The sequence below is a fragment of the Streptomyces sp. NPDC015171 genome (assembly GCF_043079545.1).
GTDB lineage: Bacteria > Actinomycetota > Actinomycetes > Streptomycetales > Streptomycetaceae > Streptomyces.
The window spans coordinates 98879-119726 of record NZ_JBIBUO010000014.1; the positions used below are offsets into that span (position 1 = coordinate 98879).

The following is a 20848-nucleotide window of genomic DNA, read 5'->3' on the forward strand; positions in this document are numbered from 1 at the left end:
ACCGTTGCATTAGTCGACATGGTTCATGCAACGATTTAGCTCACTCACCTGGGAATACTCCGTTGCTTCACACAAACACGATTGACCAATTAATGCATGCAACGTAATTTTTGCAGAACTGTGAAGGTCCGGAGCTCATCGACGGAAGTGCAACCCATGCCCACCGACCTCGATCACCCCGCGCTCACGGCGACCGCAGTACGCAAGGCGTACGGCGACCACGTGGTGCTGAGCGGCATCGACCTCGACATCCCCGCAGGATCGGTCTTCGCGCTGCTCGGCCCGAACGGCGCGGGCAAGACCACCATGGTGCAGATCCTGTCCACGCTCATCCGTGCCGACGCCGGGGAGATGCGGGTCGCCGGCCACGACGTGGTCCGGGATCCGGACGCGGTCCGTGCCGCGATCGGCGTCACCGGCCAGTTCTCCGCGGTTGACGGATTCCTCACCGGCGAGGAGAACCTGCTGCTGATGGCTGACCTGCACCACCTGCCCCGCCGGGAACGACGGCAGTGCGCCGCCGACCTGCTGGCGCGGTTCGACCTGGTGGACGCGGCCCGCAAGCCTGCGGTGATGTATTCCGGTGGGATGCGCCGCCGCCTGGACCTCGCGATGACGCTGGTCGGCCGGCCCGGGGTGATCTTCCTCGACGAGCCGACCACCGGCCTCGACCCGCGCAGCAGGCGGACAATGTGGGAGATCATCCGCGAGCTGGTGGCCGACGAAGGCGTCACGATCTTCCTCACCACCCAGTACCTAGAGGAGGCCGACCAGCTTGCCGACCGGATCGCGGTGCTGCACCAGGGAAAGCTCGTCGCCCAGGGCACGGCGGAGGAACTCAAGCGGCAGGTCGGCGGCGGCCACATCACCCTGCGGTTCACCGACGCACGCGGCCACGACTACGCGGCGCAGACCCTGGACGTGGTGTCCCGCAACGATGAGGCACTCACTCTGCAGGTCGCCAGCCAGGGCGACGTCCAGTCGTTGCGCGCAGTCCTCGACTGGCTCGACCGCGCCTCGCTCACCGTGGACGAACTCCAGGTCCACACCCCCGATCTCGACGACGTCTTCTTCGCGCTGACGGGCAACGCCGTCGCGGAACAGGAGCCCGCCCGATGAGCACCGCCATCCACGCCTTCACCGACTCGGCGACCATGCTGCGCCGCCAGTTGCGGCACATGCTGCGCTACCCGACGCTCACCCTCACTGCCGCCGGGGTCCCGGTGGTCTTCCTGCTGCTGTTCGTCTACGTCCTCGGCGGCATCCTCGGCAGCGGCCTCGGCGGGCCGTCGGGCGGCCGGGACACGTACGTGAACTATGTCGTCCCGGGTGTCATCCTGATGACCGCGGCCACCGCGGCCCAGGGCACCGCGATCTCGGTGGCCATCGACATGACCGAGGGCATCGTCGCCCGGTTCCGCACCATGGCCATCGCCCGGGTCTCGGTGCTCACCGGCCACGTGCTGGGCAGCCTGGCGCAGACCCTGCTGAGCATGGCCATCGTCACCGGCGTCGCACTGCTGGTGGGCTTCGAGCCCACCGCGGACTTCGGTGAATGGCTCGGCGTGATCGGCGTGCTCGTGCTGATCATCTTCGCGCTCACCTGGCTGGCGGTCGCGCTCGCCACGGCGGCCAAGAGCGTCGCGGCCGCGAGCAACATGCTGACGCCACTGATGATCCTGCCGATGATGGGCAGCGGATTCGTCCCCACCGACTCGATGCCCGCCGGGCTCAAATGGTTCGCCGACTACCAGCCGTTCACCCCGTTCATCGAGACCCTGCGCGGGCTGCTGATGGGCACCCCGATCGGCAACAACGCGATGCTCGCCGTCGGCTGGTGTGCCCTGATCGCCCTGGGCGGCTACCTGTGGGCCAAGAAGCTCTACAACCGCGAGCCGACCCGGTGAGCGGCTTGGTTGCCGGTGACCAGCAGCAGCACGCCGACGCGAGCGTCCATTGATGGCCACGGGCCACCGAGCTCTGTGACGCAGCGACCGTAGCTCCGTATCTGAATCAGACCACTTGAAAGGCCGGCTCGGGAGTCGGGCGCCCGGTCGATGAAACCCGGAAGTCCTTCTCGTCCGCCTTCGCCTCGGCCACCAGCTCACGCAGCGTCCTCTCCCCGACCACCGGGAACAGGGCCCGGCGTACGACATCGTCGGGCTTGTCGACGGCGGCTGTCGCCAGCTTGAAGAGGATGCCCTCCTTGCCGTGTACCCTGTTCAGCTCGGCGGTGAGCTGCTTCTCCACCCGCCGCTCGGCCCGTGCGTTGATCTTGTGGACCAGTGCGACCAACAGATCGACCAGGGCATCGGTGATCTCCGCCTGACGGGACGAGCACAGCGTCGCGAGCAGGGTGATCCGTACGTCCTGAGCCGTGTCGCGGAAGTCCGAGGGGTACATCTTGATCGCCCGTGCCCGCCAGGCGGCCACCAGCTTCTCCGAGCAGTCCGTGAACAGCCCGTCGGGCAGTCCGAGCTTGCGCACGTCGTTGAGCTTGGCGATCTCCGTCAGCAAAGAGGCCAGGCCGACCGCGCCCGGGTCGCGCTTGAGCGCGGCCAGCAGCGCGGTACCCGCCTCGTTGTCCTCGGCCACCAAGGACAGCAGCCTGGCTGTGCCCGCCTCGCCGAGGTGGCCGATCGTGTGAGCGCAGAACGTCTTCTCCCACTTGCCACGCGCCGCGACGAGGACCTTCTCGACCCGGGTCCGGCCCGGCGGCTCGATCTTCCGTGCCCGGCACTCGATCAGCAGGGCCTCGCGCTGCCGGTCCTCCACCAGCTCGACCGGACAGACCTCCACAGCCAGCCACTCAGCCAGCGCCTTCTCGTCCGCGACCGTGGAGGGCCTAAAGCCCAGAGCCTCACGGATCTGCTTGCGGTGGTACTCGACAGTCCGGCCGACCAGCCTGTACTTCGCGAAGTCGGTGGCCGGGACCTTCACTAGATTGGCGACGTACTCCACCGCGACCGGCGGGACCTCTTCCAGCACATCGGGGAACCGGCCCTCCAGATCGAAGAACTTCAGCAAGAGGCTAAAGCCGCGCCGGGTCGTCCCGCTCTTGTTCGCCACCAGGTCCCAGTCGCCGTCTACCAGCGTCCAGTTCGCCAACAGCTCCTCTGGCGACCATTCTTGCCGCACGGCCGCCCCTTTGGCCTCGATCACTAGATCAGACCAACGACGACGCCCAGGACGGGGAGACGGGACTCGTCCGGCTACCCGCGACCTGCTTTGCGGCTGGTGTCTGAGCCAGGACTCCAGGACCGACCCGGCCGGTGTCGGCCTCGTCGTGGACGTCCACGAGCGGGTGTCCGGCACCGACTGCGGCCGGCCGCGGCACCGGTTGCTCGCCCGTCTCGCGGCCGAGCCGGGCACGGTCGTCGCCGTGGTCGCCCTCGCCCGTACCGGACCCGTCGGCTCCGCCCGGACGGAGCCGGTGCCCGGCGCCGCGTTCGCCGGACCGTGGGGCGGCGGCGTCGTCGCGCGGTGGCGCGGCCGGGGCGTCCACCGCGCACGCGTCGCCGCCGACCGCGGCCATCGCTACCTCCAGGTCGACGCCTCGCCCATGAGCCGCCCGATCCTGGCCCGCGTCGGCGTCCACGCGCTGAGCACCACGACGCCCTACCGCTAGGGGAACTGACTCAGCGCCGGGCCCGGCCCCGGTCCAGCGCGGCCACCCCCACCGCCGCGAGGGCGATCTGGATGAACCACTCGACCCAGTCGGGCCCGTCGGTGTCCGCGACCCCGAACCCGGCGGCTATCGCCGAGCCCAGCAGCGCGGCCACGATGCCCACGACGACGGTCCACAGCACGCCGATGCGCTGCCGCCCGGGGACCACGAGCCGGCCGAGCACACCGATGACGAGACCGATCACGATGGCGCTGACGACGCCTGAAATCTCCATGTGCTTCCCCTCTTAGCCGCTCCAGCCGGGGGCACCCCCCGCTGAGGTGAAATCTGCCCCCGGTGCGCGCAACCACTCCGCCACCGCCGGCGGAAGCCTCTGTTCACCGCCCCGTCATGCCATGTACCTTTCAACCATTCGACGCGTGTAGAACCCTCAAGCGGGTTCTACGCGCGCAGACTTGGCGCCCGCACTGCCTCTTCCCCACCCCTCATGGAGGTTCGACGGATGCTCGGATCCAGGAGATCCCGCCGCATTGTCCCCACTGCCCTCGCCGGCCTCGGGCTGTTCGTCACCGGAGCCGCGCTCCAGGTCGGCACCGGTGCCCCCGCCCACGCGGCGACCACGCACCGCGTCCTGTTCGACAACGCCCACGCGGAGACGGCCGGCAACGCCGACTGGATCGTCTCCACCAGCCAGCCCGACCCGCTGGGCCAGGACTCCACCCCGTCCGCCGAGACGGACTGGACCGGCGCCCTGTCCTCCTGGGGCGTGGCGCTGCAGAAGACCGGCTCCTACAGCCTGAAGACCCAGCCGTCGGGGTCCGCCCTCAGCTACGGCGGGACGTCCGCGACCGACCTGTCGCACTTCGACACCCTGGTCCTGCCGGAGCCGAACACGCTGTTCACCACCGCCGAGAAGACGGCGATCATGAACTTCGTGAAGAACGGCGGCGGTCTCTTCATGATCTCCGACCACACCGGCTCCGACCGCAACAACGACGGCGAGGACGCCGTCGAGATCTTCAACGACCTGATGACGAACAACAGCGTCGACTCCACCGACCCGTTCGGCTTCTCCGTCGACTCGCTGAGCATCGGCTCGGACCACCCGTCGGCGATCAGCGACAGCACCGACCCGGTGCTGCACGGCGCCTTCGGCACCGTCACCAAGAGCCTCATCGCCAGTGGCACGACCGCCACCCTCAAGCCCGCCGACAACTCCGGTGTCAAGGGCCTGCTCTACCGCACCGGCTACTCCGGCAACACCGGCGCCTTCTTCGCCACCAGCACCTTCGGCAGCGGCCGGGTGGCCTTCTGGGGCGACAGCTCGCCGATCGACGACGGCACCGGCCAGTCGGGCAACACCCTGTACGACGGCTGGAACGACTCCAGCGCCACCGACGCGGCCCTCGCCCTGAACGCCACCGCCTGGCTGGCCGGCGCCGGCACCAGCGGCGGGGGCGGCGGCGGTGGCGGCAGCTGCACCGGCGCACAGCTGCTGGCCGACCCCGGCTTCGAGTCCGGCACCGGCTCCTGGACCGCGTCAAGCGGCGTGATCACCAGCGACAGCGGCGAGGCCGCCCGTACCGGCACCTACAAGGCATGGCTGGACGGCTACGGCTCGGCCCGCACGGACACCCTCGCGCAGACGGTCACCGTCCCCGCCGGGTGCACCAGTGCGAAGCTGAGCTTCTACCTCCATGTCGACACCGCCGAGACGACCACCTCGACGGCCTACGACACACTGAAGGCGCAGGTCCTCAACAGCGGGGGCACGGTCCTGTCGACCCTCGCGACCTACTCGAACCTGAACGCCGCGAGCGGCTACACCCAGCGCACCTTCGACCTCGCGGGGTACGCCGGCCAGACGGTCACGATCAAGTTCACCGGCACCGAGGGCTCCACCCTCCAGACGTCGTTCGTCATCGACGACGCGGCGCTCGACGTCGGCTGAGCCGAGGAGGAGGAAGGGGGGCGGGCCGCGCCGGCCCGCCCCCCTCTCCCGTGGTCCCCGCTGTCAGGCCGCGGGCACCGTCGTCTCCGGGGTGTTCCACCCGGAGACCCGCACGCCCGGTGCCGAGCCGTGCAGATCGGCCGTGCGGAAGGTGGCGGTCAGTGTCACCGACTCGCCGGGCCACAGGCTCACCTGGTTGTCCGACCAGCGCACCGGCAGCACCGGCTTGCCCCGCGCGTCGACGAGGTGGACGTCCGTCAGCAGTGCCGGAGTCCGCCCGCTCCCGAAGTGGCGCAGGGTCACCGTCGTGGTCGACGTCCCGTCCGACGCGCGCGTGGCCGCCGTCGCCGACACCGGTACCCGCGCCATCGAGGAGAGCCCCTTGAGATCGGCGTAGCTCGTCGTCGGCGTGTAGTACCAGGTGGTGCCGTTCCAGTCGAGGGTGTCGGGCCGGGTGGAGAGCCAGTACACGTTCCGGCTCACCTCCGTGCCGTACGCGTCCGTCAGCACCAGGCGGAGCAGGTACGTCCGCGCCAGCCCGCTCACCGAGGAGGGCAGGGTGAGCGGAGTGGCGTGCGCCCCGTCCCCGTCCACCGCGACACCGGTGACGGTCTTGTCGTACCTCTGTGTGCCGTCGGGGTCGAACAGGGTGGCCCGCGCGGTGAGGCCCTGCTCGGCGGCGTGCCGGTTGTTCACCACGACGACCGAGCGGTTGTCGTAGGAGTACTGGACGTGCAGCGGCTCGTTCGCCTTCTTCGCGCCGAAGTACGCGCCGTTCTGGTCGAGATAGCGGTCCGTCAGCTGCCAGTGCAGGGACGTCCAGCCGCTGTTGAACATCCAGTGGATGACCCCGGTGGCGGGCTTCTCCGCGTCGGCCGCGTTGCGCCCGTACGCCTCGAACTGGGCGCGGACGTTCTCGTACTGGGCCAGCTGGGCCTTGCGCACGTAGTCGGTGAGGCCCGTGGGGGCGCCGTAGCGGCCGGTGAGGGCGTTGTCGTAGATCTTGAGCGTGCCGAAGACGGAGGACGGCGAGCGGTGGTACTGCCGGGCGCCCGGGTCCTTCCAGAGGGTGTCGAGTTCGGCGGGGGTCATCATCCGGCGCAGGGTGTCGAGGGTGGGGATGCTCGGGCCTGCGCTGGTCTCGGAGTTGAAACCGGTGGCCCCGCCCTCCCGCTTGGCGTACCAGTAGCCGGGGGGCACCCAGTCGTAGGGGCCGGTCATCTTCATGCCCGACGCGCCGAGCTGGGGCGAGGAGGCGTCGGAGGCGGCGGGCACCACGGGGACCGGCCAGTCGGCGGCCCGCAGGGCGTCCAGATAGTCCTTCTCGATCCGCGCGTCGGGGGCGGCGTCGCTGCCGATCAGGAAGGAGAGCACGCTCGGGTGGCGGCGCAGCCGGGCGGCCTCGGCGGCCATGGACGCCTTCGCGACGGCGTGGTCGGCGTCCGTCCACTTCTCCCCGGACCCGGTGGGGTTCACCTCGCCTTCCCATTTGTCGCAGCACTCCCAGCCCGGCAGCGTGAGCACGCCGTGGCGGTCGGCCAGGTCGAAGAACTCGTCGGGCTCCAGATGGCCTTCCAGACGGATGGTGTTCAGCCCCAGGTCGACGGCGTACTTCAGCCGGTCCTCGACATAGGCGCGGTCCCAGCGCAGGAACTCGTCCGGGGACCAGCCGCCGCCCTTGACCAGCAGCTTGCGGCCGTTGACCCGGTACTGGCGGGCGCCGTCGGAGCCGACCGGCGCCTGCACGTCGCGGATGCCGAAGGTCTGGTGCGCGGTGTCGGACACCGTGCCGTCCACGGTCACGGTGAGGTCGAGGTCGTACAGCGGCTGTCCGCCCATCCCGGCCGGCCACCACACCCGCGGGTCGGTGAGGCGCAGGCCGGGGGTGTCGGCGGGGGAGAAGGTGACCGTCTTCGTCTCGTGCGCGGCGAGCGAGACCGTGGTGCCGAACTCCGCACCGCCGACACTGCCGCCGACCTCCGCGGTGACCGCCGTGCCCGTGTCGTTGCGGGCCTGGGCCTTCACCGTCAGGTCGGCGGTGGCGAGCGACGGCACCGCCAGCTCGGTCACCACGTGCGCGTCCCGCAGCGCGACCGGGCCGCCCCTGCGGACCAGGACGTCCCGGACGAGGCCCATGTTCCGGTCGGGCGGCGGCTGGAGCCAGTCCAGCCAGCCCATGGTCAGGTGCTTGTTCGGGTCGTTGGGCCGGACCCGGAAGGCGACCGTGTTCGCGCCCGCCCGGACCAGCTCGGTGATGTCCAGCTCGTGGTGGGTGTAGGCACCGGTGACGTCGGCGGCCGGGGCCGCCTGACGGCCGTTGACATAGACGTCGGCCGCCGAGACGACACCGCTGAAGTCGAGGAAGGTGCGCTGCCCGGTGTCCTCGACGGTGAAGTCCGAGCGGTACCACCAGGGCACCTCGAAGTCGGTCCGCGCGATCTTCTGCTGCTGGGTGGAGTGGAACGGGTCGGCGTACACGCCGTTCGCCAGCAGTGCGGCCAGCACGGTGGAGCGGGGGCCGGCCGGGTACCAGCCGGACGCCGGATAGCCGGGGGAGGACACGGACGCCGCGGAGTCGCTCACCTTCGCCGTGGACTGGACGGCGAAGCCGGAGAGCGGGGTGGCGGTCCCGGCGGCGGAGGGGACCTGGGTGACCCGGGCGGTGCCATGCGGACCGGCCGTGTCCCGGGGGCCGGCCCAGGCGTCCGTGGCGAGAGCACCGACCAGGGCGAGGAGTACGGCGGCGGTGGGGAGCCGGCGGGCGGGGCGAGGGAACACGGCGGTCTCCAGCCTCGTAAAGTTAGGAAACTTTACTAACCTCGCTCACGCTAGGGGGCGCCCCGGGGCCTGTCAACGACCCGCGCCGCGATGGCCGTTGCGCGGATCAGGTTCCGGCCGTCCGGCGCTCGAACACCAGGTCCCGGGCCGTGTCCAGCGCGACGGCCACCGCGCCCAGCAGGACGGCGTCCTCGCCCAGCCGGCTCGGCGCGATCCTGGGGCGCAGCGGGGTGAGCGCGCGCACATGCTCCCGCACCGGCCGCAGCAGCAGGTCCACGCTGTGGCCGACGCCGCCGCCGAGCACCACGAGGTCCGGGTCGAGCACCGCGGCGGCGGCCGCCACGGTGTGCGCGATCCGCTCGCCCTCCAGTTCCACGGCCCGCACGGCGGCCGGCTCGCCCTGCCGGGCCGCGTCGAACACGGCCTTCGCCGTGAGCTGCCCGCGCATCCCGAACTGCCGGGCGGCCTCCACCACGGCCACCCCCGACACCGCGTCCTCCAGCCGCTCCGGCTTCGGCCGGCCGCGCCACGGCAGGAAGCCGATCTCGCCGGCGAGGCCGTGCGCGCCGGTGAACAGCCGCCCCTCGCCGACGATGCCCATCCCGAGACCGGTGCCGATCAGGATGTACGCGAAGAGCCGGCTGCCCGCGCCGACGCCGTACGTGTACTCGCCGAGCGCCGCCAGATTGGCGTCGTTGTGCACCTCCAGCGGTACGCCGAGCTCCGTGCGTATCCGGTCCATGAGCCCGGCCCGCCCCCAGCCCGGCAGGTGCATCGCGTACCGCACCCGCCGCTGCTTCTCGTCGTACACCCCCGGCGTGCCGACCACCCCGTGCACCACCTGGGCCGGCTCCACGCCCGAGTTCTCCGTCACCTGGCGGGCCGTGGCCACGACCAGGCCGGCCAGCGCCGCGGAGGCGCGGGCCCGGTTGCGTACGTCGGAGCGGGCGACGATCGTGCCGTCCAGGTCGGCCAGTGCCACGCGCAGCCAGCTCCGGCCGATGTCGACACCGAGCGCGTACCCGGCGGCCGGATCGGGGGCGTAGAGCACGGCGGTGCGACCGCGCTCGGGGGCGTGGGTGCCGACCTCGTGCACCAGGCCCGCCGCCGCGAGCGAGGCCAGCGCGCTGGACACCGTCGGCTTCGACAGGCCCGTCTCGCGGGCCAGTTGGGCGCGCGAGGCGGCGCCGTGGCCGCGCAGCCGGTCCAGCAGCAGCCGCTCGTTGGTGCTGCGCAGGCGCTGGCGGTTCCAGGGCTGTTCGTGCTGCTCTATGGCATCGCTGGCGGACATCGCACCATTCTCGTGCATTCCTGACGCATACTTGACGCCTCTAGTAAGGCTCCTTAACTTTATCGGCCAGTCGGCCCGCCGGGTCCGCGGAGCGCCCGCTGCGTCAGGAGTCCCCATGTCCGGTAGTCCGCCACCCACGGGTGGTTTCGTCCGCCGTGTCGGCCTGTTCCAGGCCACGGCGATCAACATGAGCCAGATGTGCGGCATCGGTCCGTTCGTGACGATCCCGCTGATGGTCGCCGCGTTCGGCGGCCCCCAGGCGGTCATCGGATTCGTCGCGGGCGCGATCCTGTCGCTGTGCGACGGGCTGGTCTGGGCCGAGCTGGGCGCCGCCATGCCCGGCTCCGGCGGCAGCTACGTCTACCTGCGCCAGGCGTTCCAGTACCGCACCGGACGCCTCATGCCGTTCCTGTTCGTGTGGACGGCGATGCTCTTCATCCCGCTGACCATGTCCACGGGCGTGGTCGGCTTCGTCCAGTACCTGGGCTATCTCGCCCCCGGCCTGGGGCAGCACACCGGCGACCTGATCGGCCTCGGTGTGATCGCCCTGGTGGTCGTCCTGCTGTGGCGGGGCATCGAGCACATCGCCCGGATCACCGCCGTGATGTGGTGCGTGATGATCGCTGCCGTGGTGCTGGTGATCGCCGCCGCCGCCACCGACTTCAGTGCGCACCTGGCGTTCACCTACCCGGCGGGCGCCTTCGACCTGACCGGTGAACGCTTCTGGCTGGGCTTCGCCGCCGGACTGACCATCGGCGTCTACGACTACCTCGGCTACAGCACGACCGCCTACATGGGAGCCGAGATCAAGGACCCCGGACGGACGCTGCCGCGCTCCGTCCTCTTCTCGATCCTCGGCATCATGGGGATCTATCTGCTGCTCCAGATCGGCACCCTCGGCGTCGTCGACTGGCACCGGATGACCGATCCGCACGACATCGCGTCCACCTCGGTGGCCGCCGTGGTGCTGGAGGACACCTGGGGCAAGGGCGCGGCCGACGTGGTGACCGTGCTGATCCTGATCACCGCGTTCGCCTCCGTCTTCGCGGGCTTGCTCGGCGGCTCCCGGGTGCCCTACGACGCCGCGCGCGACCGGGTCTTCTTCCGCCCGTACGGGAAGCTGCACCCCGAGCACCGCTTCCCGGTGCTGGGCCTCGCCACCATGGGCGTGATCACCGCCGTCGGCTTCCTGATCGGCCGCCACACCGATCTCGCGACCCTGATCCAGCTGCTCACCACGGTGATGGTGATCGTCCAGGCGCTGGCCCAGATCATCGCGCTGAGCGTGCTGCGCAGACGGCAGCCGGCGCTGCCCCGCCCGTACCGGATGTGGCTCTACCCCGTGCCCAGCGTCGTGGCCTTCACCGGCTGGTGCGTGATCTACGGGTACGCCGACAAGAACTCCCCGGGCCGCCATCCCATCGAATGGTCCCTGGCCTGGCTGGCCCTCGGCGGCGTGGCCTTCCTGGTCTGGGCGCGGCTCGAACAGGTGTGGCCGTTCGGCTCGAAGGAGACCGGGGAGGAGCACCAGGCCCTTGAGCTGACGTGAGGGAGGGCGTCACTTGACGTGCAGGCGATTACCTGCATAACGTTGAGTGTGCGATCGGAGGACGACACCGGGATGGACAAGGTCTTCAAGGCACTGGCCGACGACACCCGCCGGCAGCTGCTCGACCGGCTCCACGAGAACAACGGCCAGACCCTGGGCGAGCTGTGCGAACGCATCGACATGAAGCGCCAGTCGGTCACCCAGCACCTGGCCGTCCTGGAGGCCGCCCGTCTGATCAGCACGGTGCGGCGGGGGCGGGAGAAGCTGCACTACCTCAACCCCGTACCGCTCCATGAGATCCAGGAGCGGTGGATCGACAAGTTCGAGCGCCCGCGCCTGAGCGCGCTCGGTGCCGTGAAGCGACGAGCCGAGGAAGCCATGACGGACAAGCCCAGTTTCGTGTACGTCACCTACATCGCGAGCACACCCGAGAAGGTCTGGGAGGCGCTCACCGACGCCGACCTGACGGCCGCCTACTGGGGACACCGGAATGTCTCCGACTGGCAGCCGGGCTCGCGCTGGGAGCATGTGCGCACCGACGGTTCCGGCGTCGCCGACGTGGTCGGCCGGGTCGTGGTGAGCGAGCCGCCGACCCGGCTGGTGACCACCTGGGCCGCGCCGGACGAGGAGGGGCGGGAGGACCGCCACTCCCGGGTCACCTTCGAGATCCAGCCGCACGAGGACATCGTCCGGCTGACCGTGCTGCACGAGGACCTCAACGACGAGGGCGAGCGCTCGGACGTCGCGTCCGGCTGGGCGGCCGTGCTGTCCAACCTCAAGTCGCTGCTGGAGACCGGCCGTGCCCTGCCGCAGGAGCCGTGGCTGGTGCCGTCCCGCTGAGCGGACGAGGGCGGCGGACGAGGACGGCGGGAGAGGGCAGGCGACAGGCGGCAGGCGCGGGCCGGTCCGCTCAGGCGGACCGGCCCGCGCTCTTCCTGTCTTCCCTTCCTCGGTCTCCTCTTCTACGGCCTGGGGTTGCTCTTCGCCGCCGTACCGGCGCAAATCAGTCCGAGGGCCAGGGCCAAGGCTCCGATGACGATGTTGTTGATGATGACGCCCGCGTCCGGATTGCGGCCGACGACCCACGGGGCGATGATCATCCAGATACCCAGGGCGCACATGGCCCAGCTCAGGCCGTACATCCGCTCGGGGGCCCGGGTGAATCCCAGTGCCAGCAGGCCTATCGCGATGCCCATGATCAGGTTGTGGGTCACGAGCGCCGGCTGGCTCGCCGTGTAGTGCACGATCCAGGGAGACGCGGCGCAGTACAGGCCGAGCAGGAACACCGGCCCGTCCACGAGCGCCACATCACGACCGCCGAGCATGCGGGCGTAGCGGTCCCGCATTTCGGAGACATCGGGGTGGCTCGCAATGTCACCCCTGTGCAAGTTGGCCATCAGTCGTCTCCTTTGATTTCGCAGGCCAGACCGCGTCTGGTGTGGCGTGCGGCGAGGGGCCGCACATAGTCCATTTTGCCCTTATTTCTTCTTTATGTGTAGGGGTGACGCAGGTTGCGGTGCAACTGGTGCAGACCTCGGCGCGCATGGCTCTTGACCGTGCCCAGCGGCCACCCGGTCCGCTCCGCGATCTGGCTCTGGGTGAGGTCCTCGTAGTAGGCCAGCCGCAGTACGCGCTGCTGGGGTGCGGGGAGCCGGGCCAGCTCCTGCCGGACGAGGACCCGGTCCAGGGCGGCTTCGGGGCGGTCGGCGGCGGATCCGCCGGGCGGCAGGGCGGCGCCGGCCGCCGCGAGCAGCTCGCCCCGGCGCGTCCGGGCGGCGAGGGCGTCGGCGATCTTGCGACGGGTGATGCCGGTGATCCACCCGGCCACCGTCCCGCGCTCGGGCCGGTAACCGGCGCAGCCCCGCCAGACACCGAGGAACACCTGCTGGAGGACGTCCTCGGCCTCGGCGGCATCGCCCAGCGTGCGCCACGCCAGCGCGCGCACCATCCCCGACCAGCGCCGGTGGACCACGGCGAGGCAGGCGTCGTCGCCGGCCGCCAGCCCCACGACGAGGTGCTCGTCGCTGCGGCACTCCTCGGCGTCGGGCCACGGGGACGGCCCGGCAGCGGGGCCGGCCGGGACCGCCGGGCGGGGCACCCCGCCGCCGGCGGTCGGATGCGGGCTCATGGCGACGGCTCCCTCACGATGTCCTGCTCGACGGCTCCTGCGGGGCGGCTCCCCCGGGGCGGCTCCTGCGGGGCGGTTCCTTCGCAGGCGGGCCCCTCCGGGGCGCCGCCCGTACCTTCATCGTGTGATTCGGTGTGACGAACCGACAACTCGCATCGCTTCTGCGTCGTATCGTCCCCGCATGCACGCGAGTGAAGCCCCGGGGCCACCGCGGCCCGGCACCGGTGACCCCGCTCTGACGACCGGTGGGCTGGCCCGGCGGCTCGGCGTCTCGCCCACCACCCTGCGCAGCTGGGACCGCCGCTACGGCATGGGGCCCGCCGCCCGCGCCGACGGCCGGCACCGGCGATGGACCCCCGAGGACGTACGCATGCTGGAGACGATGTGCCGGCTGACCGCGTCCGGCGTGCCGCCCGCCGAGGCCGCCGAAGCGGCCAGGGCCGCGCGGGAAGGGGCGGCCCGGACGGCAGCCCGGCACCCGGCGGACCTGGCACCCGCGCCGCCCCGGCCGGCGAACGGCGCCGCCCTCGCCGTGCCGGACGGCGTGTCCCCCGACGAGGTCCGGCTGGCGGCCCGCGGCCTGGGCCGCGCCGCCGTCCGGCTCGACGCCGGGGCCGTGGGGGAGCGGCTGGAGGGCGCCATGACCCGGTACGGACTGCTGGCCGCGTGGCAGGAGATCATGGTGCCGACCCTGCACGCAGTGGGCCGCAGATGGGCCTCGGCGGGGGACCGGTACGTCGCGGTGGAGCACCTGCTGTCCTGGCAGGTGTCCACCACACTGCGCCGGCACACCCGGCGGCCCACGACGACCGCCGGGTCCGCCGGACCGGGCCCCGTGCTCCTGGCCTGCGTCCCCGGCGAACAGCACACCCTTGCCCTGGAGGCACTCGACGCGGCGCTGAGCCGGCGCGGCGTCCCGACCCGGATGTTCGGCGCCGCGGTTCCGGTGGAGGCGCTCCTCCCGGCGGTACGGCGGCTCGGCCCGGCCGCCGTGATGCTCTGGGCACAGGCGCGCTCCACCGCGAATCCGCCGCTGGCCGAGCACGTCGCCGCCATGGAGTGGGGCGTCAAGGGGGCTCGCGCGCAGCCGCTGACGCTGCTCGGCGGCCCCGGCTGGTCCGGCCGCCCCAGCCGCGGCATGCTCCGCCCGACCGCCCTCGCCGAGGCCGTCGACATCCTGACGACGGGCTACGACAGCGCGCTGTCCTCCTCGCTTCCGTGACCGCGGCTCAGTCGCGGCTCCGGGCGCGCTTGAAGCGGGCCAGGCCGTCGGCGAGGTCGATGACCGGATCCGGATACGCCTCGCAGCGCGCCCTGTCCGAACCCCGTAGCTTCCACGGCTCGTGGACCGCCGCGCCCGCGATGTCCGCCAGCTCGGGCACCCAGCGCCGTACGTACGCGCCTTCGGGGTCGTGCCGCTTGGCCTGGGTCACCGGGTTGAGGACGCGGTTCGGACGGGTGTCCGTGCCGGTGCCCGCGACCCACTGCCAGTTCAGCTGGTTGTTGGCCACGTCCCCGTCGACCAGCAGGTCCAGGAAGTGCCCGGCCCCGACCCGCCAGTCGACGTACAGCGTCTTGGCCAGGAAGCTCGCGGTGAGCAGGCGGGCCCGGTTGTGCATCCACCCCTCCTGGCGCAGCTGGCGCATCGCCGCGTCGACCACCGGATAGCCGGTACGGCCCTCCCGCCAGGCCTCGATGTCGTCGCGGGCCGTGCGCTCGGACCGCCAGCGGTCGTGCTTGGTCCGGTAGTCGGCGTCGGCCGCGCCGGGCCGCGCCGCGAGCACCTGGCGGTGGAAGTCCCGCCAGGCCACCTGCCGTACGAACGCCTCCGCGCCCGGACCGCCCACCCGGCGGGCCCGGTGGATCACCTCCACGGGGGACAGCGTGCCGAAGTGCAGGTGCGGCGAGAGCCGGGAGGTCGCGTCCCCGGCCAGGTCGTCGTGCAGGTCCGCGTAGGCGGTGACGCCGGAGCGGAGCCAGGCGGTGAGCCGCTTGCGGCCCGCCCGCTCGCCGCCTTCGGCCAGCTCCGGCGAGAGCCCCGGCGACCCGGCCCGGCGGGGCGGTTCCTCGGACCCGATGCCCGCCGGGACCCGGACCGAGCGGGGCGCGTCGAGGACGCCCCGCAGCCGCTGCCCCGACCACTGCCGGAAGTACGGCGTGAACACCGCGAAATGGTCCGAGGAGGCGGGGGTCACCGCGCCCGGGGGCACCGCCCCGGTGACGGTCTCGTGGACGTGCAGCCGCCGCCCCCCGGCCTCCAGCGCGCGCCGCAGCCGCCGCTCGCGCAGCTGGGCGTAGGCGCTCACGTCGGCCGCCATGTGCACCTCGTCGGCGTCCGCCTCCGCGGCGACCTTGCACACCTCCTCGACGACGTCACCCGAGCGCACCACCAGCCGTCCGCCGCGCTCGCGCAGCCCGGCGTCCAGATCCCGCAGGCAGTCGGCGAGGAACGCCAGCCGGTTGGGCGCGGCGAACCCGGCGGCGGCCACGCCCCGGTCGCGGACGAACAGCGGGACGACCTGGCGGCGGCCGTCCAGCCCGGCCCGCAGGGGCGGATGGTCGTGCAGACGCAGGTCGGCGGTGAACAGGACGACCGAGACGGACATGGCGCGGCTCCGGGACGAGGGATGCGGACGTCGATCAGTTCCGGCGCGAGGGGCCCGGCGGATGCGGCCCGGCGGACGGCGCTGCCGGCCCGGCGGCACGGGCGTGCCGTACGGAGCGGGTCCGTCGAGTCGTGGTGCATCGCACGCGGGTCCTTCGCATCGGTGGCCCCCCTCCGGGATCACTTCCCGCCGGGGCGGGTCAGGGGACGCGTCCGTTCACCGGAACGGCGGTGCGGCGGACCGCGCTGACATGCCGTCGTGGATCGGGGGCAGCCGGACCGGTACGACAGGTACGTCCGGCCGGGTCAGCGCCGCAGGAGGTGGCCGCCGTCATGGGTGTGAAGGTGTTGGAGCGTTTCCCCGCGGGAGCACCGCGCGGCTCGTGGCCGGCGGAGGAGTACGCCGCGGCCCGCCGCGCCGAGGGCGAACCGGCGACCGTGGTGATGGACCTGACGTCGGACGCGTTCCTCGTCGTGGTCGAAGGCCGGATCGAGGGCGGGGAGCAAGACCGGGAGGAGGGCAAGGGGGAGGACGGCCGCGCCTGAGGGCCGCCGCCACTTCGCGCCGCCCCCTGCCTCACCCGTCCGCCCCCGCCTCACCCGTCCGCCACCAGCTCCCGCGCCCGCCGGACGAACGCGCCGTGCAGATCCTGGGCCGCCTGCGGGACCGGGTCAGCGCGCCGCCCCCTGCCTCACCCGTCCGCCCCCGCCTCACCCGTCCGCCACCAGCTCCCGCGCCCGCCGGACGAACGCGCTGTGCAGATCCTGGGCCGCCTGCGGGACCGGGTCAGCGCGCCGGCGCTGGAGCACCAGCAGCACCCGGGTGGCGGTGTCGGAGAGCGGCCGGCAGGTGAGCGTGCCGGCCCGCTCCAGCGGGTCCCCGGCCACACTGAAGTCCGGCAGCACGGTCGCCCCCAGCCCCTCCGCGACCATCAGCTTGCCCATCTCCGCGCCGTCGGTGGAGTACGAGAACACCGGCGTACGGCCGGCCAGCAGCCGGTGCACATAGCGGTGCATCACATACCCGGCGCGCATCCCGATCAGCGGCACGCCGAGCAGGTCGTCGGCGCCGACGACGCTCAGCGCGGCGAGCGGGCTGTCCGGGCGCAGGCACACCACCGGCCGCCCGCACAGCAGTTCGGTGCCCTCCATGTCCGCCGGCACGTCATCGCCGTCGAGGTGGTTGACGAGGCCGAGGTCGAAACCGCCCTCCGCGAGACCCCGCTGGATGTCGGTCTGCTGGGCGCCCACCACCTCCACCTGGGTCACTGGATGCGCCGCGCGGAACTCCCGCAGCACCGGGATCAGTAGCGGCACCGTCGCCGCGTTGACCGTGCCGACCCGCACCATCCGGCTGATGCGATGCTGCTCGCCGGCCGCCGCACGCAGCCGGTCCACCGCCTCCAGCACACTCACGATGTGCGGCAGCAGCTCCCGGCCCGCCGTGCTCATCGTCGCCCCCGAGCGTTTGCGCTCCAGCAGGTCGACGCCCAGCTCGCGCTCCAGATTGCGCACGGTCTCGCTCAACGCCGGCTGCGACAGGTGCAGTTCGTCGGCCGCCCGGCGCAGCGAGCCGAACCGGGTCACGGCCGCCATGTATTCCAGCTGTTCGGTCCGCATCGCCGCAGAATGCGCGGCCGGACGCCATGGGTTCAAGGGTTTTCCTGTCACACCCTCGTGAAATTCAATGGTCCGCGATACGAGACCGGTCGGGTTTTCCTTGACGGCCGTCACCGGCTGCTGCCACGATCGACGACATGACGATGCGACTGGACCTCACGCGGCGACGCCATGTCGACCTCGCGCGCGTCTCCAGCGCCTCCTGTTGCCGCGCGGCCTGACCCGCCGCCCTTTCTCCTCCCCTCCGGGCCTCCGGCACGGCTGAATTCCCTGCCCTTTCCCTGCCGGAATTCGGCGTGCCCGAAAACACCGTCGAGTAATTCCGCAGCAGGAGTTCCGCATGTCCGCAGCACCCCTGAAATTCGCCTACTGGGTTCCCAACGTCAGCGGGGGACTCGTCACCAGCACGATCGAGCAGCGCACCGACTGGGGCTACGAGTACAACCGCCGGCTCGCCGTCCTCGCCGAGCGCAACGGCTTCGAGTACGCCCTCACCCAGGTCCGCTACATGGCCGGCTACGGCGCCGAGTACCAGCACGAGTCCACCAGCTTCAGCCTCGCGCTGCTGCTCGCCACCGAGCGCCTCAAGGTCATCGCCGCCGTCCACCCCGGCCTGTGGCACCCCGGCGTCCTCGCCAAACTCGGCGCCACCGCCGACCACCTGTCCGACGGGCGCTTCGCCGTGAACGTCGTCTCGGGCTGGTTCAAGGACGAGTTCACCGCCCTCGGCGAAGCCTGGCTGGAGCACGACGAGCGCTACCGCCGCGCGGAGGAGTTCATCACCGCCCTGCGCAAGATCTGGACCGAGGACCACGCCGAGTTCGCCGGCGACTTCTACCGGCTGCGCGACTTCACCCTCAAGCCCAAGCCCCTCGGCACCCCCGGGCGACCGCACCCCGAGATCTTCCAGGGCGGCAACTCCACCGCCGCCCGGCGGATGGCCGGCCGCGTCTCCGACTGGTACTTCTCCAACGGCAAGGACTTCGACGGCGTGGCCGAGCAGCTCGCGGACGTCCGCCGGTCCGCCGCCGAGGCCGGGCGCCGGGCACCCAGGTTCGGGCTCAACGGCTTCCTCATCGCCCGAGACACCGAGGCCGAGGCCCGCGAGACGCTGCGCGAGATCGTCGCCAAGGCCGACACCGAGGCGGTCGAGGGCTTCGGCGCGGCCGTCCGGCAGGCCGGGCGGTCCACCGCCGACGGCAAGGGAATGTGGCAGGACTCCACCTTCGCGGACCTGGTCCAGTACAACGACGGCTTCCGCTCCGGCCTCATCGGCACCCCCGAGCAGATCGCCGAGCGCGTCGTCGCCTACAAGAAGCTCGGCGTCGACCTCTTCCTCCTCGGCTTCCTGCACTACCACGAAGAGGTCGAGTACTTCGGCAAGCGCGTGCTGCCGCTCGTCCGCGAACTGGAGGCCCGGCTGCCCGGCACGGACAGCGCGCCCGAGTCCGTCCCCGCGCACGCCTGACCGCCCCGGCATCCCCGACCGCACCTTTCTCCGGGCCCCGCCCCCGCGCGCGGGCACCCGGCGCACCCCAGAAACGAGGCACGCATGGCCACCGTCCTGTCCGTCTCCGGCAGCCCCTCCGCCTCCTCGCGCACCGGCCGGCTGCTGCGCCACCTGGACCAGCGGCTCATCGCCCAGGGCCACGAGGTGATCCCGCTCGACGTCCGCACCGTCCCGGCCGAGGCCCTGCTCGGCGCGGACTTCCGGCACCCCGCCATCGTCGAGGCCACGGAACTGTTCGCCCGCGCCGACGGCGTCGTCGTCGGCACACCCGTCTACAAGGCGTCGTACTCCGGCGTCCTCAAGGCACTCCTCGATCTGCTCCCGCAGTACGCGCTCACCGGCAAGACCGTGCTGCCGCTGGCCACCGGCGGCTCGACCGCCCATGTGCTCGCCATCGACTACGCCTTGCGGCCGGTGCTGAACTCCATGGGTGCCGCGCACATAGTCCAGGGCTGGTTCACCCTCGACAAGGACATCACCGTCCGCGAGGACGGCTCGGTCACCGTCGCGCCCGCCACCGCCGAGGCCCTCGGACACGTGGTGGACCAGTTCGCCGCCGCCCTCGACCGCACCCCGCTGCTGGCGGCGGCGAGCTGACCGGCATGGCCGCACACGTCATCGCCGACGACACCGAGGCGCTCGCCGTCGCCGCGGCCCTGGCCGGCGAGTTCCGCGCCGGGGCCGCCGAGCGGGACGCCGCACGGCGGCTGCCGCGAGCCGAGCTGGACCGGCTGTCCGCCTCCGGGCTGCTCGCCGTCACCGTGCCCGCCGAACACGGCGGCGCCGATGTCGGCGCCGATACCCTCGCGGAGATCTTCCGGCTGCTCGGCGCCGCCGACGGCAGCCTCGCCCAGATCCCGCAGAGCCACTTCGTCTACGTCAACGTCATCCGCCGGCAGGGCACCGAGCAGCAGCGCAAGCACTTCTTCGCGGAGGTGCTCGCCGGCCGCCGCTTCGGCAACGCCCAGTCCGAGGCCGGCACCCGGCACGTCCAGGACATCCGCACCCGCCTGGCGTCCGCGCCCGACGGGTCGTACGTCCTGGACGGCGTCAAGCACTACTGCACCGGCGCCCTGTTCGCCGACTGGATCCCCGTGCTGGCCCGCGCCGAGGACGACAAGCTGTACGTCGCCTACGTGCCCCGGGACGCCCCCGGCCTCACCGTGACCGACGACTGGGACGGCATGGGCCAGCGGACGACCGCCAGCGGCACGGTCCGCCTGGCCGCCGTCCCCGTGCCCGCCGACCGGGTCCTGCCCCACCACCTCACCTTCGAGGGTCCTCAACTGCACGGCGCCACCGCCCAGTTGCTGCACGCAGCCATCGACACCGGCATCGCCGGGGGAGCGCTGGCGGAGGCCGTGGAGTTCGTCCGCACCAGGAGCCGCCCCTGGTTCGAGAGCGGGGCCGAGACCGCCGCCGGGGACCCGCTGCTCGTCCAGCGCTTCGGTGAACTCGCCCTCCACGTCAGAACGGCGGAGGCGCTGCTGCGCGAGGCCGCCCGCGCGGTCGGGGCGGCAGGCGGCCGGCTCACCGACGACACGGCCGCCGAGGCGTCCGTCGCGGTCGCCGCCGCCAAGGTACGGGCGGCTGAGGCCGCGGTGGAGGTGGCGAGCGCCCTGTTCGAGGTGTCCGGCACCCGTGCCGCCCTCGACTCGCTGAACCTGCACCGCCACTGGCGGGACGCCCGCACCCACACCCTGCACGATCCCGTCCGGTGGAAGATCCAGCACATCGGCCGGTACGTGCTCAACGGAACCCGGCCGCCCCGGCACGGGCTGCTCTGAA

Annotated in this window: 19 protein-coding genes and 1 pseudogene; 12 read left to right on the forward strand and 8 right to left on the reverse strand. The window is 72.0% G+C overall.

What is annotated here, in order from left to right; genetic code table 11:
- Nucleotides 1-156: 156 nt before the first annotated feature.
- Together ACF073_RS31540 and ACF073_RS31545 are read left to right on the forward strand one after the other, a co-directional pair.
- On the forward strand, nucleotides 157-1119 hold the full coding sequence (locus ACF073_RS31540) for an ATP-binding cassette domain-containing protein (RefSeq protein WP_392074839.1): 963 nt from the start codon (nucleotides 157-159) through the stop codon (nucleotides 1117-1119).
- Entirely contained in the window at nucleotides 1116-1907 is a 792-nt protein-coding gene (locus ACF073_RS31545; protein ID WP_392074840.1) for an ABC transporter permease, read from the forward strand. The genes ACF073_RS31540 and ACF073_RS31545 overlap by 4 nt, the downstream gene beginning before the upstream one ends.
- A gap of 106 nt (nucleotides 1908-2013) precedes the next feature.
- Here the strand turns inward: ACF073_RS31545 and ACF073_RS31550 are convergent, their stop codons facing one another.
- On the reverse strand, nucleotides 2014-3372 hold the full coding sequence (locus tag ACF073_RS31550) for a DUF4158 domain-containing protein (protein ID WP_392074841.1): 1359 nt from the start codon (nucleotides 3370-3372) through the stop codon (nucleotides 2014-2016).
- Between ACF073_RS31550 and ACF073_RS31555 the strand changes: the two are divergent.
- Nucleotides 3260-3628, forward strand: a pseudogene (locus ACF073_RS31555) (GNAT family N-acetyltransferase); the annotation flags it as partial. The gene ACF073_RS31550 and the pseudogene ACF073_RS31555 overlap by 113 nt on opposite strands.
- Before the next feature lie 10 nt (nucleotides 3629-3638).
- Here ACF073_RS31555 and ACF073_RS31560 read toward each other — a convergent pair.
- Nucleotides 3639-3902, reverse strand: coding sequence for a GlsB/YeaQ/YmgE family stress response membrane protein (locus ACF073_RS31560; RefSeq protein WP_392074842.1), 264 nt, complete (start codon nucleotides 3900-3902; stop codon nucleotides 3639-3641).
- A gap of 228 nt (nucleotides 3903-4130) precedes the next feature.
- Between ACF073_RS31560 and ACF073_RS31565 the strand changes: the two genes are divergently transcribed.
- On the forward strand, nucleotides 4131-5579 hold the full coding sequence (locus ACF073_RS31565) for a hydrolase (protein WP_392074843.1): 1449 nt from the start codon (nucleotides 4131-4133) through the stop codon (nucleotides 5577-5579).
- Nucleotides 5580-5642: 63 nt separating this feature from the next.
- Here the strand turns inward: ACF073_RS31565 and ACF073_RS31570 are convergent, their stop codons facing one another.
- Both ACF073_RS31570 and ACF073_RS31575 read right to left on the reverse strand, forming a co-directional pair.
- Nucleotides 5643-8357, reverse strand: coding sequence for a sugar-binding domain-containing protein (locus ACF073_RS31570; RefSeq protein WP_392074844.1), 2715 nt, complete (start codon nucleotides 8355-8357; stop codon nucleotides 5643-5645).
- A gap of 106 nt (nucleotides 8358-8463) precedes the next feature.
- Nucleotides 8464-9648, reverse strand: a complete 1185-nt coding sequence (locus tag ACF073_RS31575; protein WP_392074845.1) for an ROK family protein — start codon at nucleotides 9646-9648, stop codon at nucleotides 8464-8466.
- Nucleotides 9649-9763: 115 nt separating this feature from the next.
- Between ACF073_RS31575 and ACF073_RS31580 the strand changes: the two genes are divergently transcribed.
- Both ACF073_RS31580 and ACF073_RS31585 read left to right on the forward strand, forming a co-directional pair.
- Nucleotides 9764-11197 carry an APC family permease gene (locus ACF073_RS31580; RefSeq protein WP_392074846.1) on the forward strand — a complete coding sequence of 478 codons (1434 nt, stop codon included), beginning with the start codon at nucleotides 9764-9766 and terminating at the stop codon, nucleotides 11195-11197.
- A 72-nt stretch (nucleotides 11198-11269) separates the two neighbouring features.
- The gene (locus ACF073_RS31585) at nucleotides 11270-12037 is read left to right on the forward strand and encodes an ArsR/SmtB family transcription factor (RefSeq protein ID WP_392074938.1); all 768 of its coding nucleotides are present in this window, start codon (nucleotides 11270-11272) and stop codon (nucleotides 12035-12037) included.
- Nucleotides 12038-12159: 122 nt separating this feature from the next.
- Here the strand turns inward: ACF073_RS31585 and ACF073_RS31590 are convergent, their stop codons facing one another.
- Complete coding sequence (locus tag ACF073_RS31590; RefSeq protein ID WP_392074847.1) at nucleotides 12160-12594, reverse strand: SPW repeat protein; 435 nt, start codon at nucleotides 12592-12594, stop codon at nucleotides 12160-12162.
- A gap of 92 nt (nucleotides 12595-12686) precedes the next feature.
- Entirely contained in the window at nucleotides 12687-13325 is a 639-nt protein-coding gene (locus tag ACF073_RS31595; RefSeq protein WP_392074848.1) for a sigma-70 family RNA polymerase sigma factor, read from the reverse strand.
- 181 nt (nucleotides 13326-13506) lie between these two features.
- Between ACF073_RS31595 and ACF073_RS31600 the strand changes: the two genes are divergently transcribed.
- Nucleotides 13507-14547 (forward strand): MerR family transcriptional regulator, encoded by a 1041-nt coding sequence (locus ACF073_RS31600; protein WP_392074849.1) that lies wholly within the window; start codon nucleotides 13507-13509, stop codon nucleotides 14545-14547.
- 7 nt (nucleotides 14548-14554) lie between these two features.
- On the opposite strand, the gene ACF073_RS31605 is transcribed toward ACF073_RS31600, so the two are convergent.
- Nucleotides 14555-15931 carry a cryptochrome/photolyase family protein gene (locus ACF073_RS31605; RefSeq protein WP_392074850.1) on the reverse strand — a complete coding sequence of 459 codons (1377 nt, stop codon included), beginning with the start codon at nucleotides 15929-15931 and terminating at the stop codon, nucleotides 14555-14557.
- Nucleotides 15932-16263: 332 nt separating this feature from the next.
- Here ACF073_RS31605 and ACF073_RS31610 point away from each other — a divergent pair, with 332 nt between their 5' ends.
- Nucleotides 16264-16476: a hypothetical protein gene (locus ACF073_RS31610; protein ID WP_392074851.1), complete on the forward strand. Its 213-nt coding sequence runs from the start codon at nucleotides 16264-16266 to the stop codon at nucleotides 16474-16476.
- A gap of 165 nt (nucleotides 16477-16641) precedes the next feature.
- Here the strand turns inward: ACF073_RS31610 and ACF073_RS31615 are convergent, their stop codons facing one another.
- Nucleotides 16642-17550, reverse strand: a complete 909-nt coding sequence (locus ACF073_RS31615; RefSeq protein WP_392074852.1) for a LysR family transcriptional regulator — start codon at nucleotides 17548-17550, stop codon at nucleotides 16642-16644.
- A gap of 143 nt (nucleotides 17551-17693) precedes the next feature.
- Here ACF073_RS31615 and ACF073_RS31620 point away from each other — a divergent pair, with 143 nt between their 5' ends.
- From ACF073_RS31620 to ACF073_RS31635, 4 genes are all read left to right on the forward strand, one after another.
- Nucleotides 17694-17771, forward strand: a complete 78-nt coding sequence (locus ACF073_RS31620) for a putative leader peptide (protein ID WP_392074939.1) — start codon at nucleotides 17694-17696, stop codon at nucleotides 17769-17771.
- A gap of 119 nt (nucleotides 17772-17890) precedes the next feature.
- Nucleotides 17891-19018 (forward strand): dimethylsulfone monooxygenase SfnG, encoded by a 1128-nt coding sequence (sfnG, locus tag ACF073_RS31625; RefSeq protein ID WP_392074853.1) that lies wholly within the window; start codon nucleotides 17891-17893, stop codon nucleotides 19016-19018.
- A gap of 84 nt (nucleotides 19019-19102) precedes the next feature.
- Nucleotides 19103-19657: an NADPH-dependent FMN reductase gene (ssuE, locus tag ACF073_RS31630; RefSeq protein WP_392074854.1), complete on the forward strand. Its 555-nt coding sequence runs from the start codon at nucleotides 19103-19105 to the stop codon at nucleotides 19655-19657.
- Between the two features lie 5 nt (nucleotides 19658-19662).
- Nucleotides 19663-20847, forward strand: a complete 1185-nt coding sequence (locus ACF073_RS31635; protein WP_392074855.1) for an SfnB family sulfur acquisition oxidoreductase — start codon at nucleotides 19663-19665, stop codon at nucleotides 20845-20847.
- Nucleotide 20848: the final 1 nt, after the last annotated feature.

Excerpts from the sequence above, each read along its gene's own strand:
- ACF073_RS31585 (WP_392074938.1), top strand. The coding sequence starts at position 11,270 with ATGGACAAGGTCTTCAAGGCACTGGCCGACGACACCCGCCGGCAGCTG.
- ACF073_RS31635 (WP_392074855.1), top strand. The coding sequence starts at position 19,663 with ATGGCCGCACACGTCATCGCCGACGACACCGAGGCGCTCGCCGTCGCC.
- ACF073_RS31545 (WP_392074840.1), top strand. The coding sequence starts at position 1,116 with ATGAGCACCGCCATCCACGCCTTCACCGACTCGGCGACCATGCTGCGC.
- sfnG (WP_392074853.1), top strand. The coding sequence starts at position 17,891 with ATGTCCGCAGCACCCCTGAAATTCGCCTACTGGGTTCCCAACGTCAGC.
- ACF073_RS31605 (WP_392074850.1), bottom strand. The coding sequence starts at position 15,931 with ATGTCCGTCTCGGTCGTCCTGTTCACCGCCGACCTGCGTCTGCACGAC.
- ACF073_RS31590 (WP_392074847.1), bottom strand. The coding sequence starts at position 12,594 with ATGGCCAACTTGCACAGGGGTGACATTGCGAGCCACCCCGATGTCTCC.
- ACF073_RS31560 (WP_392074842.1), bottom strand. The coding sequence starts at position 3,902 with ATGGAGATTTCAGGCGTCGTCAGCGCCATCGTGATCGGTCTCGTCATC.
- ACF073_RS31595 (WP_392074848.1), bottom strand. The coding sequence starts at position 13,325 with ATGAGCCCGCATCCGACCGCCGGCGGCGGGGTGCCCCGCCCGGCGGTC.
- ACF073_RS31540 (WP_392074839.1), top strand. The coding sequence starts at position 157 with ATGCCCACCGACCTCGATCACCCCGCGCTCACGGCGACCGCAGTACGC.
- ACF073_RS31600 (WP_392074849.1), top strand. The coding sequence starts at position 13,507 with ATGCACGCGAGTGAAGCCCCGGGGCCACCGCGGCCCGGCACCGGTGAC.
- ACF073_RS31580 (WP_392074846.1), top strand. The coding sequence starts at position 9,764 with ATGTCCGGTAGTCCGCCACCCACGGGTGGTTTCGTCCGCCGTGTCGGC.
- ACF073_RS31575 (WP_392074845.1), bottom strand. The coding sequence starts at position 9,648 with ATGTCCGCCAGCGATGCCATAGAGCAGCACGAACAGCCCTGGAACCGC.
- ssuE (WP_392074854.1), top strand. The coding sequence starts at position 19,103 with ATGGCCACCGTCCTGTCCGTCTCCGGCAGCCCCTCCGCCTCCTCGCGC.
- ACF073_RS31610 (WP_392074851.1), top strand. The coding sequence starts at position 16,264 with ATGGGTGTGAAGGTGTTGGAGCGTTTCCCCGCGGGAGCACCGCGCGGC.
- ACF073_RS31565 (WP_392074843.1), top strand. The coding sequence starts at position 4,131 with ATGCTCGGATCCAGGAGATCCCGCCGCATTGTCCCCACTGCCCTCGCC.
- ACF073_RS31620 (WP_392074939.1), top strand. The coding sequence starts at position 17,694 with ATGCGACTGGACCTCACGCGGCGACGCCATGTCGACCTCGCGCGCGTC.
- ACF073_RS31615 (WP_392074852.1), bottom strand. The coding sequence starts at position 17,550 with ATGCGGACCGAACAGCTGGAATACATGGCGGCCGTGACCCGGTTCGGC.